General features: G+C 72.3%; 18 protein-coding genes, 1 tRNA gene and 2 pseudogenes. 13 read left to right on the top strand and 8 right to left on the bottom strand.

Going from position 1 to position 21,073, the window contains the following annotated elements; genetic code table 11:
• Window positions 1–348 precede the first annotated feature (348 nt).
• Window positions 349–633 (top strand): tyrosine-type recombinase/integrase, encoded by a 285-nt coding sequence (locus GA0070618_RS11945; RefSeq protein WP_231931713.1) that lies wholly within the window; start codon window positions 349–351, stop codon window positions 631–633.
• A gap of 154 nt (window positions 634–787) precedes the next feature.
• On the opposite strand, the gene GA0070618_RS11950 is transcribed toward GA0070618_RS11945, so the two are convergent.
• Together GA0070618_RS11950 and GA0070618_RS11955 are read right to left on the bottom strand one after the other, a co-directional pair.
• Window positions 788–1,027 (bottom strand): hypothetical protein, encoded by a 240-nt coding sequence (locus GA0070618_RS11950; RefSeq protein ID WP_088981696.1) that lies wholly within the window; start codon window positions 1,025–1,027, stop codon window positions 788–790.
• A gap of 2 nt (window positions 1,028–1,029) precedes the next feature.
• The gene (locus GA0070618_RS11955; RefSeq protein ID WP_231931714.1) at window positions 1,030–2,232 is read right to left on the bottom strand and encodes a helix-turn-helix domain-containing protein; all 1,203 of its coding nucleotides are present in this window, start codon (window positions 2,230–2,232) and stop codon (window positions 1,030–1,032) included.
• A gap of 343 nt (window positions 2,233–2,575) precedes the next feature.
• Between GA0070618_RS11955 and GA0070618_RS11960 the strand changes: the two genes are divergently transcribed.
• From GA0070618_RS11960 to GA0070618_RS11970, 3 genes and pseudogenes are all read left to right on the top strand, one after another.
• On the top strand, window positions 2,576–3,655 hold the full coding sequence (locus GA0070618_RS11960; RefSeq protein WP_088981697.1) for a helix-turn-helix domain-containing protein: 1,080 nt from the start codon (window positions 2,576–2,578) through the stop codon (window positions 3,653–3,655).
• A 469-nt stretch (window positions 3,656–4,124) separates the two neighbouring features.
• On the top strand, window positions 4,125–4,355 hold the full coding sequence (locus GA0070618_RS11965; RefSeq protein ID WP_088981698.1) for a hypothetical protein: 231 nt from the start codon (window positions 4,125–4,127) through the stop codon (window positions 4,353–4,355).
• A gap of 222 nt (window positions 4,356–4,577) precedes the next feature.
• Window positions 4,578–4,757 (top strand): annotated as a pseudogene (locus tag GA0070618_RS11970) (site-specific integrase); the annotation flags it as partial.
• 71 nt (window positions 4,758–4,828) lie between these two features.
• Here the strand turns inward: GA0070618_RS11970 and GA0070618_RS11975 are convergent.
• A tRNA-Pro gene (locus GA0070618_RS11975) sits at window positions 4,829–4,905 on the bottom strand.
• Between the two features lie 98 nt (window positions 4,906–5,003).
• Complete coding sequence (locus GA0070618_RS11980) at window positions 5,004–5,897, bottom strand: metallophosphoesterase (protein WP_088981700.1); 894 nt, start codon at window positions 5,895–5,897, stop codon at window positions 5,004–5,006.
• 25 nt (window positions 5,898–5,922) lie between these two features.
• Here GA0070618_RS11980 and GA0070618_RS11985 point away from each other — a divergent pair, with 25 nt between their 5' ends.
• Complete coding sequence (locus tag GA0070618_RS11985; RefSeq protein ID WP_088981701.1) at window positions 5,923–6,378, top strand: GatB/YqeY domain-containing protein; 456 nt, start codon at window positions 5,923–5,925, stop codon at window positions 6,376–6,378.
• Between the two features lie 127 nt (window positions 6,379–6,505).
• Here GA0070618_RS11985 and GA0070618_RS11990 read toward each other — a convergent pair whose 3' ends face one another.
• Window positions 6,506–8,947: a penicillin-binding protein gene (locus tag GA0070618_RS11990; RefSeq protein WP_088985475.1), complete on the bottom strand. Its 2,442-nt coding sequence runs from the start codon at window positions 8,945–8,947 to the stop codon at window positions 6,506–6,508.
• A gap of 400 nt (window positions 8,948–9,347) precedes the next feature.
• On the opposite strand from GA0070618_RS11990, the gene GA0070618_RS11995 reads away from it, so the two are divergent.
• A complete protein-coding gene (locus GA0070618_RS11995) occupies window positions 9,348–9,665 on the top strand; it encodes a WhiB family transcriptional regulator (protein WP_088981702.1) in 318 nt (105 codons plus the stop codon).
• Between the two features lie 67 nt (window positions 9,666–9,732).
• Here the strand turns inward: GA0070618_RS11995 and GA0070618_RS12000 are convergent, their stop codons facing one another.
• Genes GA0070618_RS12000 through GA0070618_RS12010 form a run of 3 tightly spaced genes read right to left on the bottom strand, consistent with a single transcriptional unit; the run spans window position 9,733 to window position 12,488 of the window.
• Window positions 9,733–10,881, bottom strand: coding sequence for an ArsA family ATPase (locus GA0070618_RS12000; protein ID WP_172900283.1), 1,149 nt, complete (start codon window positions 10,879–10,881; stop codon window positions 9,733–9,735).
• Window positions 10,882–10,935: 54 nt separating this feature from the next.
• Entirely contained in the window at window positions 10,936–11,913 is a 978-nt protein-coding gene (locus GA0070618_RS12005) for an ArsA-related P-loop ATPase (protein ID WP_088981704.1), read from the bottom strand.
• A gap of 26 nt (window positions 11,914–11,939) precedes the next feature.
• Entirely contained in the window at window positions 11,940–12,488 is a 549-nt protein-coding gene (locus GA0070618_RS12010) for an Rv0361 family membrane protein (protein WP_088981705.1), read from the bottom strand.
• A gap of 665 nt (window positions 12,489–13,153) precedes the next feature.
• Between GA0070618_RS12010 and GA0070618_RS12015 the strand changes: the two genes are divergently transcribed.
• From GA0070618_RS12015 to GA0070618_RS12045, 7 genes and pseudogenes are all read left to right on the top strand, one after another.
• Window positions 13,154–13,630, top strand: a complete 477-nt coding sequence (locus GA0070618_RS12015; RefSeq protein WP_088981706.1) for a hypothetical protein — start codon at window positions 13,154–13,156, stop codon at window positions 13,628–13,630.
• Between the two features lie 46 nt (window positions 13,631–13,676).
• Window positions 13,677–13,832: a DUF4177 domain-containing protein gene (locus tag GA0070618_RS12020; protein ID WP_013289021.1), complete on the top strand. Its 156-nt coding sequence runs from the start codon at window positions 13,677–13,679 to the stop codon at window positions 13,830–13,832.
• On the top strand, window positions 13,829–14,290 hold the full coding sequence (locus GA0070618_RS12025; protein ID WP_088981707.1) for a RidA family protein: 462 nt from the start codon (window positions 13,829–13,831) through the stop codon (window positions 14,288–14,290). Before GA0070618_RS12020 ends, GA0070618_RS12025 begins: the two co-directional genes overlap by 4 nt.
• A gap of 135 nt (window positions 14,291–14,425) precedes the next feature.
• A complete protein-coding gene (locus tag GA0070618_RS12030) occupies window positions 14,426–15,262 on the top strand; it encodes an MBL fold metallo-hydrolase (RefSeq protein WP_088981708.1) in 837 nt (278 codons plus the stop codon).
• Window positions 15,259–18,840 (top strand): annotated as a pseudogene (locus GA0070618_RS12035) (adenylate/guanylate cyclase domain-containing protein); the annotation flags it as partial. The gene GA0070618_RS12030 and the pseudogene GA0070618_RS12035, both read left to right, overlap by 4 nt.
• A 215-nt stretch (window positions 18,841–19,055) precedes the next feature.
• A complete protein-coding gene (locus tag GA0070618_RS12040; protein WP_088981710.1) occupies window positions 19,056–19,514 on the top strand; it encodes a hypothetical protein in 459 nt (152 codons plus the stop codon).
• Window positions 19,515–19,544: 30 nt separating this feature from the next.
• Entirely contained in the window at window positions 19,545–21,059 is a 1,515-nt protein-coding gene (locus tag GA0070618_RS12045; protein ID WP_088981711.1) for a serine/threonine-protein kinase, read from the top strand.
• The last annotated feature ends 14 nt before the right edge of the window (window positions 21,060–21,073 follow it).

A 21,073-nucleotide genomic window follows, 5' to 3' on the forward strand; every position in this document is an offset into this window, starting at 1 on the left:
ACTGAGTGGCCAGTCAATCCTTCGATTGGCCCGCCTGGTTCGCCGTCTACCGCCGATCGCCTCGCGGCCAAGGCCGCCGCTCTCGGGCGCGACGAAGACACCGTCGTCATGCGCGAGGAGCGGGCTGAGCGTGCCGCTCTGCACGCCGTCGAGCTGTCCTATGAGACAACCTCAATCTCCGCCAACCGGGAGGTGGGCCTGTTCCACCTCAGCCGGCCAGCGCCCACGATGGAGCGCCTGCGGGTCGGCGTGGCCTGCCCGTTCCGCGAGGGACCAGCAGGTCTTGGGCTCCACGCCCGACAGCAGTCCTTCCACGAACTGCCCGGCGGTCGCACATGACTCCGCCGCATGAACCGGTCGGCGACACGCACCTCCGCCTCTTCGATTGGCCCACGGCCATCGCACCTCAGCGCGTTCCACGACCTGCGCCACTCGTACGCAACCTGGCTGATCACGGACGGCAGCGATGTGGCCCGCGTGATGGGGCACGAGCAGATCTCGACCACACTCGATCGGTACACGTACACGTACACGTTCGCGGCGGGTGCCGAACGGGTCCGGGAATCCTTCGCTGGCTTTTCGCTGACGACCGAGCAGATCGAGGGCGCGGAAGGCCGGCAGGGATCGATGTGATCCGCTGAGTTGGATCGCGCCACTTGCAGTATCGGGCCAGGTGAGATGGTGTCTCACCTGGCCCGATCTACCTCGGTCGGGGTGGCCGGATTCGAACCGACGACCCTTCGTCCCGAACTGCCGGCAGGCCGGTCGGATGGGGTGTCGTCCGAGGTCATCCGGCCTGCTGCGGGTCGTCCCGGTCCGGTTCGGTCGGCCGGGTTGCTGTACTTCGCTGCGGTACTTCCTCCGCGGCATGCAGGACGTTCCGGGCGGCGGTGGACACCGGACAGTCTGCGGTCCGGCAGATCGGGCAGCGGCCGTCGGGTCCGGGCCGGTGGTCGCGAAGGATCGCGCGGGCGGTGAGGATCAGCCGGTTGCGGATCTGGGCCAGGGACAGGAACGGCGCGGTCATCCTCAACCCACTCGGAGGGTGGCGGCGAGGTGGGTGAGCGTTGTCGGGGCGGTGGGCTCTTTGGCGACCTGGGCGAGGATGTCCCGGCCGGCTGGTCGGTGGCGGATCTCGGCCGGCGCGATCCGGTCGGCTTCCATCAGGATCCGGCCGGCGTTGATCGGGTCGTCGGCGTAGAGGTAAGCGCGGGCGGCGTCGATCAGGTGGGCGGCGCGGTGCTCGGCAGGCAGCCACCGCCACCCGTCCCGCGTGATCGCCTTCTCGTGCCGGGCCCTGGCCTCCCCTGCGTCGCCCAGTTCCACCGCTGCGGTTATCCGGGCCAGCTCCACCGCCGTCGGCCCAAACCCGGTGCGGTAGTGATCGTGGCCTTCCCCCACTCGCGCCGCCATCTCGGCGGCCTCGTCGATCAGCTCGACGGCGGTTCGGTCATCCCCGACGCAGGCGGCGGCCAAGGCGGCCTGAACCAGCAGGGTCCCGCAGAGGGACAGCTCAGCCGGGGTGCCGTACTCGATCACGGGCGGGGCGATCCGGTACGCGGCGGCCAGCACCACCGACTTCGCCACCCTTGCCCGCCCGGACTCGCGCAGCACCTGACCGAGCTGCACCGCTCCGGCAGCCACCGACGCCCGATCACCGGTAGCGGCAATCATGGCCCGGTCGACCGCCAGCCAGGCCACGTCGGGGGCACCGAGCTTCACCAGCAGCGATGCCGTTACCCGGTAAGCCTCCACCAGCGGCACCCGACCCACGCCGGGATTCTGGGCGTGGATGCGCTGCGCGTCGGCCAACAACTGCGGCACGAGGTCGACGACCTGTGGGTAGCGGGCGTGCTGGAAGGTGGTCCACGCATGGGCGACCTCCCGCGCCAGCCCGTCGGCCGGCAGCACAGGGCGGCGGGCTGCCGGTCGTTCCAATGCGATCTCGTACGTCGACAGAGCCGCCCGGATCCGCTCCACACCCTCGACGCGCTTGGTCACCCCGGCTGGCTGGACGTCCCGGCCGAGGAGCACCGCCGTGTCGATCCGCAGGACGGCGGCGATGTGCTGGAGTGTCGACACCTTGTCCAGCGAGCGAACACCCCGCTCGACCTTGTCCACCCAACTCTTCGACTTACCCAGCCGATCAGCCAATACCTGCTGGGAGAGCTTCCGCCGCCCCCGCCAGTACGCCACCCGACGACCGACCGGCAGAAGATCACTTCTGTCCACGACGCCACCGCCGATCCGGCACCGCCCGATCCGTCTCCTCGGCCGGTATTCGATCCGCCTCGGCCTGCGCGAGGATCCGCTGCCGTGCCGCTTCCCGTTCCGCCCGCTGGATCTGCTCGCCCCTAGGTTGGTCCGGAACGTCGTCGCTCATTCCCGCCTCCGCCGAAGAGGGGGCGCGGCGACACTGCTCTTGGAAGGACCGATGCCGCCACGCCCGGCTGTCGACGCAACCAGGCCCGGTGTCACACCAGCCGCGCCGGCCGCGTCTGGGATCTACTCTTGTGACCCCACGACTACGCTCGGAAGTGGCTCGATGCTTTCAGGACCTTTCACGGGGGCTCCGATGGATGACCTCAGCGCACAACTGAGGCAGGCTCGTACTGAAGCCGGCGTAACGCTGGCCTCCATCGCGGCCCGTACCTGCTACTCGGCATCGCACCTGAGCAACGTCGAGGCGGGACGCCGGACCGCGACGCCGGACATCGTGCTCGCCTACGCGCGAGCGTTGGGAGACCCGGACGTGAGACGCAGGCACCTTCTCCAAGCCGCCACCATCGGCCCGATCGCCGCCAACGAGCTGATCCGATCCGGATTCACCGCCGCCCTCGCCGGCCGACGGGACAGCGAGGACCGCTGGCGCGACCGGGTCGACCAGTACGGCCGCGACTACATGGAGATCGGCGCGGACAGCCTTCAGACCAGGCTCGCCGGTGACCTCGTCGTCCTGCAACAGCAGCTCGACTCACCGACGATGTGGGCGACCGCCGCCCGCGCACTCACTACCTACGGCAAGACGACCAAGGATCCGACCGAGGCGATCGGCTGGTACGACACCGCCCGGATCGCCGCCGACCGCTCCGACGACCTCGCTGTACGGGTCTGGGTACGCGGCCGGGCCGCCATCGCCCTGGCCTACGAAGGCGCGGCCCTACCCGTCGCCAAACGGTACGCCGACGAGGCAATCGCCCTGTCCGACCGGCCGTCGCTCGGACGCCTTCAGGCGCTGATGGCCCGCGCACACGTCGCCGCCGGGCGAAGCGACATCGCCGGTGCTGTCGCCGCCGACGAAGACGCACGACGCGTCTTTGACCAGACAGCCTCACCAGACGGCGAAATCTCCGACGCCGCCGTACCCGCCTGGCGCATGGCCACCTTTCGCTCGATGCTCTACGCCCGACTCGGCATGATCGGCCCCGGCGAGCACGCCCAGACCGACGCCGACCGACTCCGACCGCCAGCACTGACCCGGTTCGCCACCCACATCGAGCTACACCGCGCCCTCATGATGGCCAAGTCCGGGGACCGATCCGGAGGACTCGCGTATGCCCGACGGGCCTGGGCAACACTGCCAGCAGACCGCCGCTCGCAAACCCTCGGACTGGTGCTGCAAGAAGTCGAGAGGGCGGCACGCAAGCCAGCCTGACCCCGCTGGGGGGATGCGGTCTCGCCCTGTCGACTGCTGCCAACTGGTGGCGACCAACGTCGATGAGCAGGCACCGGGCGTCATCCGTTCACGTTCAAGGCCGACCCTCGTTGACGCTCGCGCTGCCTTCTCGCTGCCTCGCGGCTACCCACCCCGACTGTCAGCTTGGGAATCGGTTTCAGTCGGGGCCTACGGGCGTCGTGCCACCTGGTCACGGGAGCATGGACGCGGCGGCCAAGCGCTGCGGCGGACCTCCGCTGGCCGATGCTGACCGCTGTATCGGGCACGGATCGGGCACGGCTCCCAGTCAGGCTGGGGCTTGAACCCCTAAGCCGCCGCTCTTGAGCCTTGATCGCCGTCGTTGGTTGCACGTTCGCTGCACGCGCCCCCTGCGTCTGCTGCCATCCCGTACGCCGCTGCCGGCGCCGGGGACTCGGCCTCCTTGTCGATCAAACGTAGACTTGCAGGCATGAAGCGCCCGCTTCTCCGGATGACGCAGATCGTGGGGTTCCTGCTCTGGCTTGCGTCGGGTGTCGGGTTGTTGCTGGGCTGGCCCGATACGGCCACGTCGCTACTCCTCCTCGCCGGGCTGCTGGTGTTTCAGGGCCCGACTGCCATTGCCGCTTGGCGGGAAAGGGAGTCTAAGCCGCCGAAGTCTGCGGAAGAGGTTCTGAGGTGGTATCCGAAGTGGTGGGCCTGACCGCCTCCCGCTTTCTGCTGCCATCCTCACTGCCTGCCGCCGACCCGCCCTACGCGGAGCGGGCCGCCCGGTCCGCCACGTCAAGCGGACCTTGACGCTTGTACGGGCGCTGCCGGAACAGCCTGAGTCGGTTCTCGTGTCACGGACCGCGCCCCCGGCGGACACCGCCACAGTGGCGGAGCGCGAGGAAGAACGACCGCGACCAGACCGGGCGTGTCGGGGTCCGTGCACGATGCCCGGCGTACCTGCGCGACCCTGCTCGTCGACCTGGACGTGCACCCGCGCGTCATCATGCAGGTGCTCCGGCACGCGGAGGTGTCGGTGACGATGGAGATCTACTCGCAGGCGTCCTCGGACGCCACCCGCGACGCGCTCAAGCGCCTCGGTGAGAGCCTGCGCTGACCCGTTGCTGTACTCGACTGCTGTACCAATGCACTGAGGGCACATCCGTCGATAGGATGTGCCCTCTTACCTGGTCGGGGTGGCCGGATTCGAACCGACGACCTCTTCGTCCCGAACGAAGCGCGCTACCAAGCTGCGCCACACCCCGAGGCGTGCGGACAAATACTAGCCCACCCGCCCCGGGGATCAAACTCGGTACCCCCGTGCCCGCCTCGGCCTCCGGTCAGCGTCGGCGCAGGTGTCGGATCAGCGGGGAATCAGGGTGAGGATGCTCGCCTCCGGGCGGCAGGCGAACCGGACCGGGGCGGTCGGGTGGGTGCCCAGACCGGCCGAGACGTGCAGCCACGAGTCGGAGCCGGGCCAGCGGTGCAGGCCCTTGGCCATGCTGCGGGGCAGCTCGCAGTTGGTCACCAGAGCCCCCACTCCCGGTACGCAGACCTGCCCGCCGTGGGTGTGTCCGGCCAGCAGCAGGTCGAAGCCGTCGGCGGCCATCTCGTCGAGCACCCGGGGCTCGGGGGAGTGGGTCAGGCCGATGGAGAGGTCGGCGGTTTCGGCGACCGTTCCGGCCACCAGCGAGTAGTCGTCCCGTTCGATGTGCGGGTCGTCGACCCCGACCAGTTCCACCACCCGCCCGCCGGCCTTGATCGTGGTCCGGGCGTTGTTCAGGTCGGCCCAGCCGGCCCCGGTGAAGACTGACCGCAACTCCTCGTAGGGCAGCGTGACGCCCTCGGCGTACTCCCGGTCGGGCAGGAAGTAGGAGAACGGGTTCTTCCAGACCGGTCCGGTGTAGTCGTTGGAGCCGAAGACGAAGGCACCCGGGTGGTCGAGCAGTGGTTGGAGGGCACGGAGCACACCGGGCACCGCGTCGGGGTGGGCCATGTTGTCCCCGGTGACCACCACCAGGTCCGGGTCCAGGGCGGCCAGCGACGCCACCCAGCGCTGCTTGCGCTCCTGCTCGGGAGTCATGTGCAGGTCGGAGAGGTGCAGGATGCGCAGCGGTTCGGCGTCGGCCGGCAGCACCGGCACGTCGTACCGGCGGAGAGTGAACATGTTGCGCTCGACGAGCGAGGCGTACGCCAGGGTAGCCGCGCCGAGGGCGGCGGTGGCGGTCGCGAGCCGGAATAAGGTGCGCTTTCGCATGCCGTTCAGGGTAGTTTGACCGACCATGAGCACGCTTAAGGACCGCCTGACCGCCGACATGCGGGCCGCCCTGAAGGCCCGGGACGAGCTGACCACCTCCACCCTGCGGATGGCCCTGGCGGCCGTCGGCAACGCCGAGGTCGCGGGCAAGGCCAAGCGGGAGCTCTCCGACGACGAGGTGCTCGCCGTGCTGACCAAGGAGGCCAAGAAGCGCCGTGAGGCGGCGACCGCCTTCGCCGAGGCGGGTCGCACCGAGCAGGCCGGCAAGGAGACCGCCGAGGGCGAGGTGCTGGAGCGCTACCTGCCGAAGCAGCTCTCCGACGAGGAGTTGGCCGAGTTGGTCGCGGGGGCGCTCGCGGCGGGCGGGTTCGGCGGTAAGGCGCAGATGGGCCCGGCCATGAAGGCGGCCCAGGCGGCGGTGGCCGGTCGGGCCGAGGGGGGCCGGGTGGCCGCTGAGGTACGCCGCCAGCTCGCCGGCTGAGCAGGTCGACGCGGTCGTCGACCGGCTCCCGGAGCCGGCGGACCGGGAACTACGGACCGGGAACTGACGAGGGCCCCTGCTGTCGCTGGTGTGCGACGGCAGGGGCCCTCGTGGTTCTCCGACCGGGTCAGCGGTTGGGACGGTCCGGGCCGCCTCGGGGCGGGGCACCCGGCTGCGTGCCGCCGCCGTTGTCACCCGGCGTGCCGCCACCGTTGCCGTCGCTGATCTGGATGGTGACCACGCCGCCCTTGATGGTGCGCCCGTCGGGGCTGGTGCCGGCGACGCTTCCGGCCGGGCAGCTCGACGAGACCTTGGTGTCGCTGACCACGACCTCGAAGCCGGCGCCCTTGAGCCGGTTACGGGCGGTGTCGACCGACTCGCACCGGACGCGGGGGATGGAGCGCTGGTCGCCGTTGACGATCTTGCCGCTCGGCGGGGTGAAGTTGATCCGTTCCTTGCCTACCATCGCGTCCCGCAGCGTCTCGTACACCGGCGGGTTGATGCCGTCCCGCTCCTTGTGCTTCATCTTGACGTTGGTCTGCGGCCAGTCCGGGTCGGCCATGATGCCGGCCACCGAGTACTGCTTGGTCATCGCGACCAGCGAGGCGGTCTTCTCGGAGTCGGTGGTGCCGGACTTGCCGGCCACCGGGGCGTCGACCACCCGCTTGACCTCGGCGGCGGTGGCACCGCTGCAGCGGGAGGTGGAGGAGCGGTCACCGACCGGGCAGCGGGCGGCGTCCACGGCGGCGCGGGCCACCTCGGTGCTGATCCGCTGCTCGCAGCGCGGGTTGGCGATGTCCAGGGTCTTGCCGTCCGGGCCGGTGATCTTCTGCACCGGGATCGGCTCGCAGTACTTGCCGTCCGCGGCGAGGGTGGCGTAGGCGTTCGCCAGGTCCAGCGGGGTGGTCTGCGAGACGCCCAGGGTGAACGCGCCCCACTGGTTGGCGGCCTGGTCGGTGGCGGCGAACGTGACGTCGTTGCTGGCCCGGAAGGTGATGCCGAGCTTCTGCGCCGCCTTGACCACGTTCTTCGCGCCGACCTGCTGCTGGAGCGGGACGAAGAAGGTGTTCACCGAGTTGCCGAAGGCGCTCCACATGTTGTGCGGGCCGGCCATGCTGTCGTTGGCGTTGGTGGGGCAGTAGAAGTGCGTCCCCGCGCAGGCGGCCCGAGAGCCCCGCTCGACGATGTACTCGGACTTGAACTGCTTCGGCGAGTTGATCGTGTACTGGAGCGGGATGCCCTTCTCCAGCGCGGCCACGATGGTGAAGATCTTGAACGTCGAGCCGGCCTGGTACCCGGTGATGCCGTCACCGCCGCTGAGCAGCGGGTTCACCGTGTTCGGGTAGTTGCCGCGCTTCTTGTTCTTGCTCCGCTGCACCGGGTCGCTGTGCGGTTTGTTCTCCGGCTTGTTCGGGTCGTCCAGCTTGAAGTTCCGATTGACCGACAGCGCCCGCACCCGGCCGCTGCCCGGCTCGACCACGGCCACCATCGCGGCTTCCTTGCTGTTGACCGACTTGGCCTTGCGGACCGCCTTGTCCGCGCCCCGCTGCGCCTGGACGTCGAGGGTGGTGACGATGTTGTAGCCACCGCTCTTGAGTCGCCGCTCCCGGTCGTACGTGGTGGCGCCGAACTCCTCCTGCTGGAGCCACCAGCGGTAGAAGTAGTCGCAGAAGAAGCCCCACTTGTTGTCCCGGGTCTGTACGCAGCCGTTCGGCGCCCGCTTGCCCTTGACGGTGAGCTTGACGGCCTTGGCCTTCTCGCCCTCCTCCTTGGAGACGGCGCCGATCTCCACCATGTTGTTGATCACATAGTTGCGGCGCTCCACCGCGAGCGGGTAGCCGCTGTTGGTGGTCGGGTCGAAGCTGGTCGGCGCCTTCACCATGCCGGCCAGCATGGCGGCCTCGTCGACGGTGAGCTTGGCCGGCGTCTTGTTGAAGTAGACCTGGCTGGCGGCGAAGATGCCGTACGCGCCGTTGCCGAAGGCCGCGATGTTGAGGTAGCGCTCCATGATCTCGTCCTTGGAGAACTGCTTCTCCACCTGGACGGCGTACTGCATCTCACGGATCTTGCGGGCGGTGGTGTCCTCGGTCGCGGCCACCACGTCGGCCGGGTGGCTCGCCGAGTACGCGATCGCCAACCGGACGTACTGCATGGTCAGCGTCGAGGCGCCCTGCTGGGAGGCCGCGCCGGAGCTGTTGTTGACGAACGCCCGGGCGACACCCTTGAAGTCGACGCCGTTGTGCTTGTAGAAGTCGTGGTCCTCGGCGGCGACGATGGCCTGCCGCATGACCGGGGCGATGTCCTTGAGCTTGACGTTGCGGCGGTTCTCGTCGTACATGGTCGCCAGCGGGGTCTTGGCGTCGCTGGCGAGCAGGTAGCTGATCTGCGGGGCCTGCTTGACGGTCAGGTCCGGTGGCAGCTTTCCGAGCGTCTCAGCGCCCGCCTTGGCGGCCAGTCCGGACATCGCCACCGCAGGGAACGCGGCGGCCGCCACCACCACCCCGGCCAGCAGGCCGCATATCAGTAGCGATGCGGCGTTGGTCAAAAGATTGTGGTCACGTTTCCGCATCCAGGTCACCTCGACAGCGTACGCGAGTAGGGAGTGGGCGGCTTCGGGGCAGGTTTCCCCCATTTCCTGCGTGCGCCGCCCTCGTTGTGCTAAACGCACGACCCCCGGTGCGGGGTTGCGCCCGGCGGACGAGTGTCCCCGGAAAGTGAGGACGCCGCAGGGTTTTCACCCGGTCGGCCGGGGTATGCGGCGGGCCGTAGTCCGAGACGCGCGATGTGTCCGAAATGATGGATTTGGCCGACAACGTTGCGTAATCGGGTGACTACAGAGCATGATGAGGGCGGCGACAGAGCCAGATGTCGTCCGTGCCGCCTTGGGGAAGGTCGGGCGCGGATGACCGGGGGGAAATCCGGCTGACCCGCATGGAGTCGGTAGGTATTGCAAGGGGGGACGAGTACAGATGGGCATGATCACTGACTGGCCGTCGCTGGCGGCGTGTCAGAACGGAGACCCGGACGCACTGTTCGTACAGGGCGCTGAACAGAACGTGGCGAAGCGGATCTGCCGGAGCTGCCCAGTTCGGTACGAGTGCCTGGCCGACGCGCTCGACAACCGCATCGAGTTCGGCGTGTGGGGCGGCATGACCGAGCGGGAACGCCGGGCGCTGCTGCGCCGGCACCCCCAGGTGACGAGCTGGCGCAAGATGTTCGAGGCCGCCATGCGGAAGAACGCCAAGGAGAAGACGGGCAAGGACAAGATCCTGGTCAACGCCGGCTGACCGGCCGTCATCCGGCCTTCGACGCCGGCTGACCGGCACCACCTGGCCGGCGGGCTTCCGCCGCCGGTCAGGGGCGGCTGATGGCCGCTCCGATCGTCCGCAGCCCGTCGACGTCGTGCACGTCGGCGGGCTGCGCCGTCACCGACACCGTCGGCACCGCCGGGAACGCCTCGGTGAAGGATGCCGCCACCTGCTGCTCGCGGGCCGACTGCTGGAGCAGGGCGGCGTGGGCCCGCAGCACGTCCACGGTGGCCTCGTGGCCACCCAGCTCCGCCAGCCGTTCCGCCGCGGCGAGGCTCTCCGTCGCGTCCGGGGTGGTCACCGTCGGCCGGTGCACCCGGTTGAGGACCAGCCCGGCCAGGGGCATCCGCTCCTCCCGCAGCCGACCGGCGAAGTAGGCGGCCTCCCGGACCGCGTCCGGTTCCGGCGCCGCCACCAGGAGGAAGGCCGTCTCCCGGGCCTGGAGGATGCGGTACGTCTGCTCCGCGCGCTGCCGGAAGCCCCCGAACATCGAGTCCAGCGCCGCGACGAATCCGGAGAGGTCGGTCAGCAACTGCGCCCCGAGAACCTTCTGCACCACCTTCGAGAACATCCCGAACGAGGCGGTGACCAGGCTGAACATGCTCCGTCCACCGCTGCGCGCCGGGGCGAGCAGCAGCCGCAGCATCCGACCGTCGAGGAAGCGGGAGAGCCGGGCCGGCGCGTCGAGGAAGTCCAGCGCCGAGCGGGACGGCGGGGTGTCCACCACGATCAGGTCCCACTCGCCCCGGGCGTGGAGCTGCCCGAGCTTCTCCATCGCCATGTACTCCTGGGTGCCGGCGAAGGTCGAACTCATCGCCTGGTAGAAGGGGTTGGCGAAGATCTCCGCCGCCTTCGCCGGGTCGGTGTGCTGGAGCACCACGTCGTCGAAGGTCCGCTTCATGTCCAGCATCATGGCGTGCAGCTCACCGCCGCCGTCGGTGTCGAGCCCCTTGACCTGGCGGGGCGTGTTGTCCAGCTCGGTCAGGCCGAGGGACTGGGCGAGCCGGCGCGCCGGATCGATGGTCAGCACCACCGTACGTCGGCCGTGCCGTTCCGCCGCCCGCAGCGCGAGCGCCGCCGCGGTGGTCGTCTTGCCCACCCCGCCCGCACCGCAACAGACGACGATCCGCACGCCGGGGTCGGCGAGGATGTGGTCGACGTCCAGCAGCGGCGCTGCGTCTTCGGAAGGCACCAATCGAGCGTATCGGGCTCGTGCGGCTCCCCGCGCCGTGCCAGCGGCAGATGTGAGTCAGTCCGCCCGGACGAGCGCGGCGGCCAGCGTCTCCAGGCCCGCCCGGTCCACGCCGGTCGGGAGCAGCGGAAGCTCGACCAGCGGCCGGCCGAGTTCGGACAGCTCCCCCCGGAGCGTCTCCTCCAGCTCCCGCCGGACGGCCTGGTCGACCGCCTCGGTGTGCAGTCCGGCCACCGTGGCGCGGTCGGCCGGGAGCCCGGCGGCGAGCAGCCCCCGGCGTAGTTCGGCCTGACTGGTGGGCCGGCCGGTGGGCAGTGGCGGCCGGGCGGCGTTGACGATGATCCGCCCGACCGGGAATCCGAACGAGGTCAACTCGGCGACCGCGTCCAGCGTCTCCTGGACCGGCATCTCCTCCAGGAGCGTGACCACGTGCACCGCGGTCATCGGGGAGCGGAGCAGGGCGGCCACCCCCTCGCTCTGGGTCTTGATCGGTCCGACCTTCGCCAGTCGGGCGGTCTCCGCGGTGACGTTCAGGAACCGGCCGATCCGGCCGGTGGGCGGAGCGTCCAGCACCACCGCGTCGTACGCCCGGCGCTGCCCACTGGTCCGGCTGGTCGCCTCCTTGACCTTGCCGGTGAGCAGGACGTCACGCAGCCCGGGGGCGATGGTGGTGGCGAAGTCGATCGCACCGAGCTTGCGCAGGGCGCGGCCGGCGGCACCGAGCTTGTAGAACATGTCGAGGTACTCCAGCAGCGCCTCCTCGGCGTCCACCGCGAGCGCCCGGACCGCCCCGCCGCCCGGCGCGTCGGTCAGGTGCCGCTCCTCGTACGGGAGCGGGTCGGTGCCGAAGAGCTGCGCGATGCCCTGTCGCCCCTCCACCTCGACCAGCAGCGTGCGCCGGCCGCCGGCGGCCAGTCCCAGGGCCAGCGCCGCCGCCACGCTGGTCTTGCCCGTGCCGCCCTTGCCGGTGACCACGTGGAGGCGGGCCGGCCACCCCGGGCCGGCCGGATCGACCGGCTGTTCAGCTGCTCGCACCCGTCGAGCCTAACCACCGGTCGGGGTCAGCCGACCTCGCAGACCCACCACCCGGTCTCCCGGATCACGGTGAATCGCAGCTCCTGGTCGGCGACCTTCTCGTCGGCGGTGGTCACGGTCAGCTTCGTGGTGACGGTGGCGCGCTCGTCGGTCCGGTCGGCCACCGCCGGCGCGGTCCACCGGAACCGGGGCGTGTCGTACTCGGCGACGTACTTCTCCACCTCGGCCACCTTGGCCGCGATCTTCTCCCGGTCGCGCGAGGAGGAGCAGACCAGGTTCGTCGCGCGACCGGCGTTGCGGTCCTGGTAGACGGCGGTGAGGAACTCCTGGACCGCAGTCGTCGGCTCGTCCGCGCCCTCGCCCGGGTCGGCTCCCCGCAGCAGGAAGAAGGCGGCGGTCCCACCACCGGCGCAGAGCAGCAGGGCGACCACCACGATGATCGAGGCGATCAGCAGCCCGCGCTTCTTCCGCGGCGGGGCCGGTGCCGGGTACCCGGGCGGGAACGGTCCGCCGGGCGGGTAGGCGCCGCCGGCCGGTGCCGGGTATCCGGCGGGCGGGTAGGGCCCACCGGGCATGGACGGGGAGACCGGTGCGCCGGACCCGGGCGGAGGCGCGGGTGCGCCGGACACCGGCGGGGGAACAGGTGCGCCGTATCCGGGCGGGGGCACGGGTGCGCCGTACCCGGGCGGCGGGGCCGGCGTGCCGGGCGGGGGCGGGTATCCCGGCGTGCCACCGTGCTGCGGGGCCGGGCCGGGCGTGCCGTACGGGGCGTCGGGCTGGGGCTGGCCGGCGCCGAACGGCGGACCGCTCGGCGGCGGGAACTGGCCACCCTGCGGCGGTTGGGTCATCGTCTCCCCCGGGAGTGCGCTACGCGGTCACCGGCGGCGGTGACGCTTTCTGGTGGACGGGTCGGGAGCGCCGACCCGCCCGTGAGGGTAGCGGTCGTCGGGGCGGATCGGGGTCCCGGTGCGAATGCCGCCGGTGCCGACCGGGTGATCGGCGCACTCCACCGGTGCGCGCCGGGCGCGGACCGCCTACCCCCGGACCGGCCGCTGGCGGTATCCACAACCGGACGGCTGCCCTGTCGCATATATGACTGTCCGTGATGATTCGAGCGCGTCCAGTTGCCGATGTCGGATCTCGACCCTACGTTCGGCCCCGGCGCGGGGGAACGGGTGGGCGGTGACGCCCGCCCCGCAGACGGCAGATTCGGACAGGTACGACGCCCGGAGGCGGTTGCATGCGCGACGCGGAGAACACTCCCCGCACCCAGTTTCCCGACGGCGACTTCAGGCCCCCGCGCCGGGGGGAGGTCGGGGATCCGGTGGTGCCGTCCCCGTGCAACGAGCGGCCGTACCGTAGGCCACCCGACCAGGTGGAACCGCTGCGCCTGCGGACCCGGCAGGTCGACCGTGGTCGGGACGACGACGAGCCGGGCTACGTGATCCACCTGCCGGTCCGGGTGCTGGACCTCGCGGCGGCCACCGCGTTGGCCAACCAGGTGGCCGACTCCCTCGGCTTCCTGCCCGAGCTGGACGCCGGGGAGACCACCGTGTCCACCGCCGACGACCAGAACAACCGGTCCCGGGTCTTCTGCGATCTGCTCCTGCCGGACCGGTCACGCTGCCCCCAGCGCTACGGGCACCCGGGCCCCTGCGGGGAGGCACCGCTGCTCCCCGAGCCGCGTCCCGTGCCCCGGCCGTCGACCGGGCCGTAGGCTGTCGACGGAACATCCACCCCACGACAACGGGAGCCCGGCAACGATGCAGAAGTGGGAGTACGCCACCGTTCCGCTGCTGGTCCACGCGACCAAGCAGATCCTCGACAACTGGGGCGAGGACGGTTGGGAACTCGTCTCGGTGGTCCCGGGGCCGAACCCGGAGCAGCTCGTCGCCTACCTGAAGCGGCCGAAGGGATGACCGCCACCCCGTACGCCAAGCTCGCCGAGCTGGGGCTGGAGCTGCCCGAGGTCGCCGCCCCGGTGGCCAGCTACGTGCCGGCGGTGCAGTCCGGGCGGACCGTCTACGTCTCCGGTCAGCTGCCGATGGCCGAGGGGAAGCTCCTCGCCACCGGCAAGGTCGGCGCGGGCGTCTCCGCCGAGCAGGCGAAGGACCTCGCCCAGCGCTGCGCGCTGAACGCGCTCGCCGCGATCGACGCGCTGGTCGGCCTGGAGAACGTGGTCAAGGTGGTGAAGCTGACCGGCTTCGTCGCCTCGGCGCCCGGCTTCACCGGCCAGCCCGGCGTGATCAACGGTGCCTCCGACCTGCTCGGCACGGTCTTCGGGGAGGCCGGCCGGCACGCCCGCAGCGCGGTCGGAGTGTCGGAGCTGCCGCTGGACGCCCCGGTCGAGGTCGAGGTCATCGTCGAGGTCGGCTGACCGGTTCCGTTCGCCGCGACCCCACCCGGCCCGGCCGGGTGGGGTCACGTGTCCCACCGGCTTTCCGGCCGTACGGTGGCCGGTGCGGCTTTCAAGATCGCGACGACTGGCCGGTCGGGTCGTACGATCGCAGCCATGACGGGGCACATGACGACGCCGGCGGCCGGGCTGGCCGATTCGCTGCCGGAGTGGGTGACGCTGCTACGCGCGCCGAACCCCGGCCCGATGACCCTCGACGGCACCAACACCTGGCTGCTGCGCGCCCCGGGACGGGACGAGACGGTCGTGGTCGACCCGGGCCCCGCCGACGAGGAGCACCTGGCCCGGATCGCCGCCCACGCGCCGGTCGGGTTCGTGCTGATCACCCACGGGCACCCGGACCACACCGACGGCTCCCGCCGCCTGGCCGAGCTGCTCGGCGGGGTTCCGGTGCTCGCCGCCGACCCGGCGCACACCGTCGACGCCGAACCCCTCACCGAGCACTGGGAGCCCGCCGGCGGCTCCGGCTTCCGGATCGACCTGGTGCCCGTCCCCGGGCACACCGCCGACTCGGTCTGCTTCCTCGTCGAGCACGAGGGCGAGCGGGTGGTCCTCACCGGCGACACCATCCTCGGCCGGGGCACCACCGTGGTCGCCCACCCCGACGGCGACCTCGGGGACTACCTGGCCAGCCTGGAACGGCTGTCGGCGTACCGGGGGGTCGTCGCCCTGCCGGGGCACGGCCCGGCGCTGGCCGACTGCGGCGCGGCGGCCGACTACTACCTCGCCCACCGGCGGGCCCGGCTCGACCAGGTCCGGGCGGCGGTCGCCGCCGGTGACACCACCGCCGCCGAGGTGGTCGCCCGGGTCTACGCGGACGTGGACCGTTCGCTGTGGTGGGCCGCCGAGTGGTCGGTCCGGGCCCAGCTGGAGTACCTGGGGGTGACGCCCCGGGAATCCGGCGGCGGAGAAGCGCGGTTGGACCAACCGTGACCTGCCCGGTGTGTGGAACCGTCGCCGTACCCGGCGCCCGGTTTTGCCACAACTGCGGTGCCGCGCTGCCGGCCGCCGCGACCCTGCCGGCGGCCGAGCGCCGGGTCGTCACCGTGCTCTTCGGTGACCTGTCCGACTTCACCTCCTGGTCGGAGGACCTCGACCCGGAGCGGGTCGGCGCGGTCACCGACCGGGTGCTCGCCGCGCTCGCCGGGGCGGTCAAGACCTTCGGCGGGCACGTCGACAAGCTCACCGGCGACGGCATCATGGCGGTCTTCGGCGCGCCGGTCGCCCACGAGGACGACGCCGAGCGGGCCGTGCGCGCCGCGCTCTCCATGCAGCGGGCGGTCCGCCGGGTGCTCGACGACGAACGCGGCGGCGGGGCCCCGCTCGGCCTGCGGGTCGGGCTGAACACCGGGGACGTGATCGCCGGAATCCAGGCCGCCATCGAGTACACGGTCATCGGCGACACGGTGAACACCGCCGCCCGGCTGGCCGACGCCGCCGCCGTCGGGGCGGTGTACGCCGGGGCGCGGACCTCCGCCGCCACCCGGCACGTCGCCTCCTGGCGGGCGCTGCGCCCGCTGCGGCTCAAGGGCAAGCGGGAGCCGGTCGAGGCGTACGAACTGCTCGGGCTCCTGGACGCGCCGGGCACCCGCTCCGGGCTCGGCGACGAGGCCCCGTTCGTCGGTCGGGAGGCCGAGGTGGGCCGGGTCGCCGGCCGGCTCGCCGAGGTGATCGACCGCGCCGAGCCGAGGGTGCTGCTGATGACCGCCGAGGCGGGGATCGGCAAGTCCCGGTTCGCCGCCGAGGTGGAACGCCTCGCCGCCGGGTACGACGTCGGCGCGGGCCGGTTCGCCGCGCACACCGGGGCGCGGGTGCTCTCGGTGCGCTGTGCGGCCTTCGGTGAGCGCCGCCGGCTCGCCCCCCTGGCCGACCTGGTCCGGGCCGCCGTGGGTCTGCCCGGCGACGCCGCGACCGCGGTCACCCGGGCCGCCGTGGAGGAACGGCTGCGCCGCCTCGAACAGCGGCTCGCCCGGGTGCAACCGGTGCCGCCGCCGCTCGCCACCGACCAACTGCTGGCCCTGCTCGGCTACGTCGACCTGCCCGGCACGCACGGCGGCCCGGCCGACGACGCCGAGTGGAACGCGAACAGCCCGCCGCCGGACGCCGAGGCGGTGCCGACCGCGGTGGCGGACCTGCTCAGCGGGCTCGCCGCCGAGGCGCCACTGGTGGTGGTCGTCGACGACCTGCACGACGCCACGCCGGAGACCATCCGGGCGCTCGGGGTCACCCTGTCCCGGCTGGCCGGACCGGTGCTGGTGCTGCTGCTGGGCCGCCCCGAACTGGTCCGGACCGCCGGCACGCTGACCCGGCTCTCCGAGGCCGAGGTGCACGTGCTGCCGCCGCTGCGCGGCGCGGACGCCTCCCGGCTGCTGACCACGTACCTCAGCGGCGGGAAGCTGCCCCAGGCCGACGCCGACCGGCTGCTCGCCACCGCCCAGGGCAATCCGTTCTACCTGGCCGAACTGGTGACCCTGCTGATGGAGCGGGGCGCGTTGACCGCCGGGGCCGAGCGGGACGGCAGCGGCGCGGCGACCTGGCGGCTGGCCCCGGGCTCCCTCGGCAGCCGGTTGCTCTCCCGTGACCTCGCCGCCGTCCTGGCGGCCCGGATCGACGCGCTTCCGACCGAGGCCCGCTCGGTGCTCCGGGACGCCGCCGTGGTCGGCGACACCGTGCCCACCGGCACCCTGGAGGCGCTGCGCGAACGGCGCACCGGGCGGGACGGCCGCCCGGCCGCCGTGGTGGCGGTGGAACTGGACCGGGCCGTGGAGGAACTGCTGCAACGCCGGATGCTGCACCGCACCCGGACGGGCTACTCCTTCGCCACCCCGCTGATGCGGGAGGCCGCCTACGCCGGGGTCAGCAAGGCCGACCTGGCCGACCGGCACGCGGCCCTGGCCCGCTGGGCCGCGCCGACCGACTCCGCCGGCACCCCGGTCCCGGGCGGGTTCACCGACGCCGCCCGGGACGAGTTCGTCGCCGAGCACGCCGAGCGGGCCACCGCGCTCGCCGACGCGGTCGGGCTCCGTCCGGACGCGCCGGCCCGCACGGTGGCCCCGCTGGGCGTGGCCGCGCTGGACCGGGCCGCCCGTCGCTCGCTCGCCGCCGGTGAGCCGGCTCTCGCGGTGGAGTACGCCGAACGCGCCGCCGAGCTGGCCCGGGACGGGCTGCCGGTGACGGCCCGGGTGGTGCACGCCCGGGCGCTGCTCCAGGTGGGGCGGGCCGCCGACGCGCTCGCCTTCGCCGAGAAGATCGCGGCCAACGCCACCGACGACGGCGCGACCCGGGCCAACGCCCTGCTGCTGGCCGGGCAGGCGTACCAGAACCTCGGTGACCTGGGGCGGGCGGTCGCGAGTTGGCAGGAGGCGTTGCAGGTGGCCGCCGCCGCCGAGCTGCCCACGCTGCGTGCCTCGGCGATGCGCCGGCTCGGCATGGCCGACTTCGTCACCGGGCGGTTGGGGCAGGCCAGCAGCCGGTTCGCCGCCGCGTACCAGGTCAGCCTGGCCGCTCAGGACCCGCGCGGGCAGGCGTGGTCGTTGCAGAACCTGGCCTGGGTGACCACCACCCGGGGCGACTTCGCCGGCACCGACGCGGTGCTCGGCCGGGCCGCCCGGCTCTTCGCCGAACTCAAGGACCCGTACGGGCGGGCCTGGCTGCGCGGGACGACCGCGTTCGCCCGGGTGCTCGCCGGTCGGCTGCGCGAGGCGTACCGGCTGGCGCGGATCTTCCTGCCCTTCGGCGAGCGGATCGGCGAGGCGTGGGTGGTCGGCACGCTGCGCGCGGTCGAGGCGTACGCCGCCGCCGAGCTGGGCGAGCTGGCCGAGGCGGACCGGTCGGCCCGGCGCGCGTACCGGGACTTCGTCGCCGCCTCGGACGACTGGGGACGTGGCTTCGCCCTGGTGGTGCGCGGTGCGATCGCCCGAGGGCTGGGCGAGCCCGAGCACGCGGCGGACCTGCTCACCGACGCCCTCGACCACGCCGGCCGGACCACCCACCCGCTGCTCACCGGCATGGCCGGCACACTGCGCGGCTTCGTCGCCCTGGAGCTGGGCGACCAGGCGGCGGCCGAGCGGTACGCCCGCGCGGTGCTCGCCGCCGTGGAACCGCACAACCCGCAGGCCCCGGCCCAGGTGGCCCCCCGGGTGCTGCTGGCGATGGCCCGGCTGGCGGCCGGTGACCCGACCACCGCGGTGGGGCTGCTCGCCCCGGTGGCGACTGCCGGCAACACCTCGGCGCTGCTGATCTCCCGACGACAGACCCTGGCCCGGTACGCTTCGGCGCTGCTCGCCCTGGGGCAGCACGAGCAGGCGCTGGACTGGGCCCGCCGGGCGGTCGCCGCACCGGCCGAGGACGTCCGCAGCCAGGTAATCGCGGCGACGGTGTTGGCCGAGACGTCGAGCGCGTGTGGACATCCGGTCGAGGCGCTGGCCGCCGCCGAGGAGGCGGTCCGGCTGGCGTACGCGACGGAGCAGCGCAGCGAGCGGGCCGGTGCGGAGGCGCTACGGGACCGGCTGATCGTCCCCGGCGTGGCCGAACCGGTCACCGCGTCGGCGGCTCCGGCGGACGCGACGACGGGGGCACCGGGGAGGTCGGCGACATCCGACGCGCCGGGCTCGGTCGGTTCGGCGGGATCTGCCGGTTCTGCCGATGCCGGAACGCGCCGGAGCGATTAGCGTGAGGGGCCACAGCGGTGGTCCACAGTGACGGCCGTACCCACGAAAGGACCGTCATGAGACTGCCGCGCTCCGCCGCCGGCTGGACCGTCGCGGTCTTCGGCGGGACGGCGTTGCTGAGTGGTGTGCTCGGGCTGCTCTGGCCGGCGGCCCTGCTCGGCATGTTGGGTCTCGCCGTGCCGCCGACCCGGACGTCCGGCGACCACACCGGCACCTTCCTGGTCGCGTCCTCCATGGCGGCGTTCAACATGGGGGTCTACTACCTCCTCGCCGCGGTCGGCGACTGGCGCCCGTTCTTCCGTTTCACCGTGGTGTTCCGGTTGGTCACCGTCTGTGTGTTCACTCTCGTGGTGGTGGCGGACGTCGCCCCGGTCGGCTTCCTCGGGGTGGCCGCGTGGGAGGGCGTGGGAGCGTTGGCGACCGCGCTGGGCCTCCGCGTGGACGCCCGCCGGCGAGCGGGCGGCGCGGGCGGTGCCGGGCCGTCATCCGCGCTGGTCGCCGGTGCGGGGCTCTGAGTCGCCGGACGAGTTGGGTATTTTCGAGCTGTGACCGCCACCCCGCCCGGCGCCCTGCCGAAGCCAATCGTGCCCGGTCTGACGGATTTGCAGGTATTTGCCCGGGGTGGCTACGCCACGGTCTACCGGGCCGTCCAGATCTCCGTCGGGCGTGAGGTCGCGGTCAAGGTGGAGAACCGCACCCTGGACAGCGAACGGGACCAGGCCCGATTCCTGCGCGAGGCGCGGGCCGCCGGTCGCATGTCGTCCCACCCGCACGTGGTGGACCTCTTCGACGTCGGCGTCACCATCGACCAGCACCCGTACCTCATCATGGAACTCTGCGACGGGTCGTACGCCGAGCGGATGCGGACCTCGCCGCTCGGCCCGGTCGAGGCGCGCGACCTCGGCGTCAAGATCGCCGACGCGCTGGCGCACTCGCACGCGGCCGGCGTGCTGCACCGCGACGTGAAGCCGGCCAACATCCTCCACTCGCACTTCAACTCCGCGGTGCTGGCCGACTTCGGGCTGGCGGTGCTGGCCGAGGTGCGGGACCCGACGGTCACCATGGAGGTGCTCACCCCGGCGTACGCGCCGCCGGAGATGTTCAACCACAGCCCACCCTCGCCGGCCGTCGACGTCTACGCCCTCTGCGCGACCCTGTACGCGGTGATGCACGGCCGGCCCCCGCGCTGGCAGTCGGAGCGCAATCCGAGCCTGGTCACCGTACTGGACATGTTCAACCGTCCGATCCCCGGACTGCCCGGCGTGCCGGAGGAACTGGTCGAGGTGCTCCGGCTCGGCATGTCGAACGATCCGGGCGCCCGGCCCTCCGCGGTCGAACTGCGCGGCCTGCTGGCCGGACTGCCACTCGGCCCGACGGACTCCCCGCACCACCAAGGGACGTCCTTCGTCGGGCCCTGGCGGCCCCCCGGCCCGGCCGAACGCACCGGCGACGATCCGGTACGCGGGCACACCGGTCAGCCCGCTCCGCGCGCTCCCCAGGAACAGGACCACCCGACCGTGCCGGCTCCGGTGCGTCGCCGGCGGCGCTGGTTCCTCGGTGGGGCCGGCGTGCTCGCCCTGGTCGCCTCGGCGGGCGCCGGGGCCTGGGTGGCGGACAACACCCGGACCCCGGACCCGTTGCCCACCGCCAACACCGCCGTCGTGGGGACGCTGCCCGGCTGCGTGGACGGTACGACCGAGTTGCCCGCAGGGGTGCGCTGCTCCGACGAGTTGCAGTGCTTCGGCCCGGTCCGGGTCCGGGGCGCCCGGGCCCAGGCCGTCCGGGTCCGCTGCGACCGGCGGCACACCTGGGAGAGCTACGCCGAGGGCGATCTCCCCGCCGAACTGGTCGGGGCCGACCACGACACGGTCAAGACGGCCGACTCGGTCCGGCAGGTCTGCAACCCCACGACGTTCCGGCTCACCAGCGGCCTGACCCACGAGGACGGGTGGAATCTGGAGGTGCTGCCGCCGGACGACACCGACCCCGACCAGACGTACCGCTGTCTGGCCGGCCGTGGGGTCGACGGCCTGGCGACGCCGACTCTCAGCCTGCGCTGATCGACCCGGTCCGC

The sequence above is a fragment of the Micromonospora echinospora genome (assembly GCF_900091495.1).
GTDB classification, from domain to species: Bacteria; Actinomycetota; Actinomycetes; order Mycobacteriales; family Micromonosporaceae; genus Micromonospora; species Micromonospora echinospora.

What these genes read in the sequence shown, in the direction of transcription:
- GA0070618_RS11945 (WP_231931713.1), top strand. Translation starts at nt 349, where the DNA reads ATGAACCGGTCGGCGACACGCACCTCCGCCTCTTCGATTGGCCCACGG.
- GA0070618_RS11950 (WP_088981696.1), bottom strand. Translation starts at nt 1,027, where the DNA reads ATGACCGCGCCGTTCCTGTCCCTGGCCCAGATCCGCAACCGGCTGATC.
- GA0070618_RS11960 (WP_088981697.1), top strand. Translation starts at nt 2,576, where the DNA reads ATGGATGACCTCAGCGCACAACTGAGGCAGGCTCGTACTGAAGCCGGC.
- GA0070618_RS11965 (WP_088981698.1), top strand. Translation starts at nt 4,125, where the DNA reads ATGAAGCGCCCGCTTCTCCGGATGACGCAGATCGTGGGGTTCCTGCTC.
- GA0070618_RS11980 (WP_088981700.1), bottom strand. Translation starts at nt 5,897, where the DNA reads ATGCGAAAGCGCACCTTATTCCGGCTCGCGACCGCCACCGCCGCCCTC.
- GA0070618_RS11985 (WP_088981701.1), top strand. Translation starts at nt 5,923, where the DNA reads ATGAGCACGCTTAAGGACCGCCTGACCGCCGACATGCGGGCCGCCCTG.
- GA0070618_RS11990 (WP_088985475.1), bottom strand. Translation starts at nt 8,947, where the DNA reads ATGCGGAAACGTGACCACAATCTTTTGACCAACGCCGCATCGCTACTG.
- GA0070618_RS11995 (WP_088981702.1), top strand. Translation starts at nt 9,348, where the DNA reads ATGGGCATGATCACTGACTGGCCGTCGCTGGCGGCGTGTCAGAACGGA.
- GA0070618_RS12010 (WP_088981705.1), bottom strand. Translation starts at nt 12,488, where the DNA reads ATGCCCGGTGGGCCCTACCCGCCCGCCGGATACCCGGCACCGGCCGGC.
- GA0070618_RS12015 (WP_088981706.1), top strand. Translation starts at nt 13,154, where the DNA reads ATGCGCGACGCGGAGAACACTCCCCGCACCCAGTTTCCCGACGGCGAC.
- GA0070618_RS12020 (WP_013289021.1), top strand. Translation starts at nt 13,677, where the DNA reads ATGCAGAAGTGGGAGTACGCCACCGTTCCGCTGCTGGTCCACGCGACC.
- GA0070618_RS12025 (WP_088981707.1), top strand. Translation starts at nt 13,829, where the DNA reads ATGACCGCCACCCCGTACGCCAAGCTCGCCGAGCTGGGGCTGGAGCTG.
- GA0070618_RS12030 (WP_088981708.1), top strand. Translation starts at nt 14,426, where the DNA reads ATGACGGGGCACATGACGACGCCGGCGGCCGGGCTGGCCGATTCGCTG.
- GA0070618_RS12040 (WP_088981710.1), top strand. Translation starts at nt 19,056, where the DNA reads ATGAGACTGCCGCGCTCCGCCGCCGGCTGGACCGTCGCGGTCTTCGGC.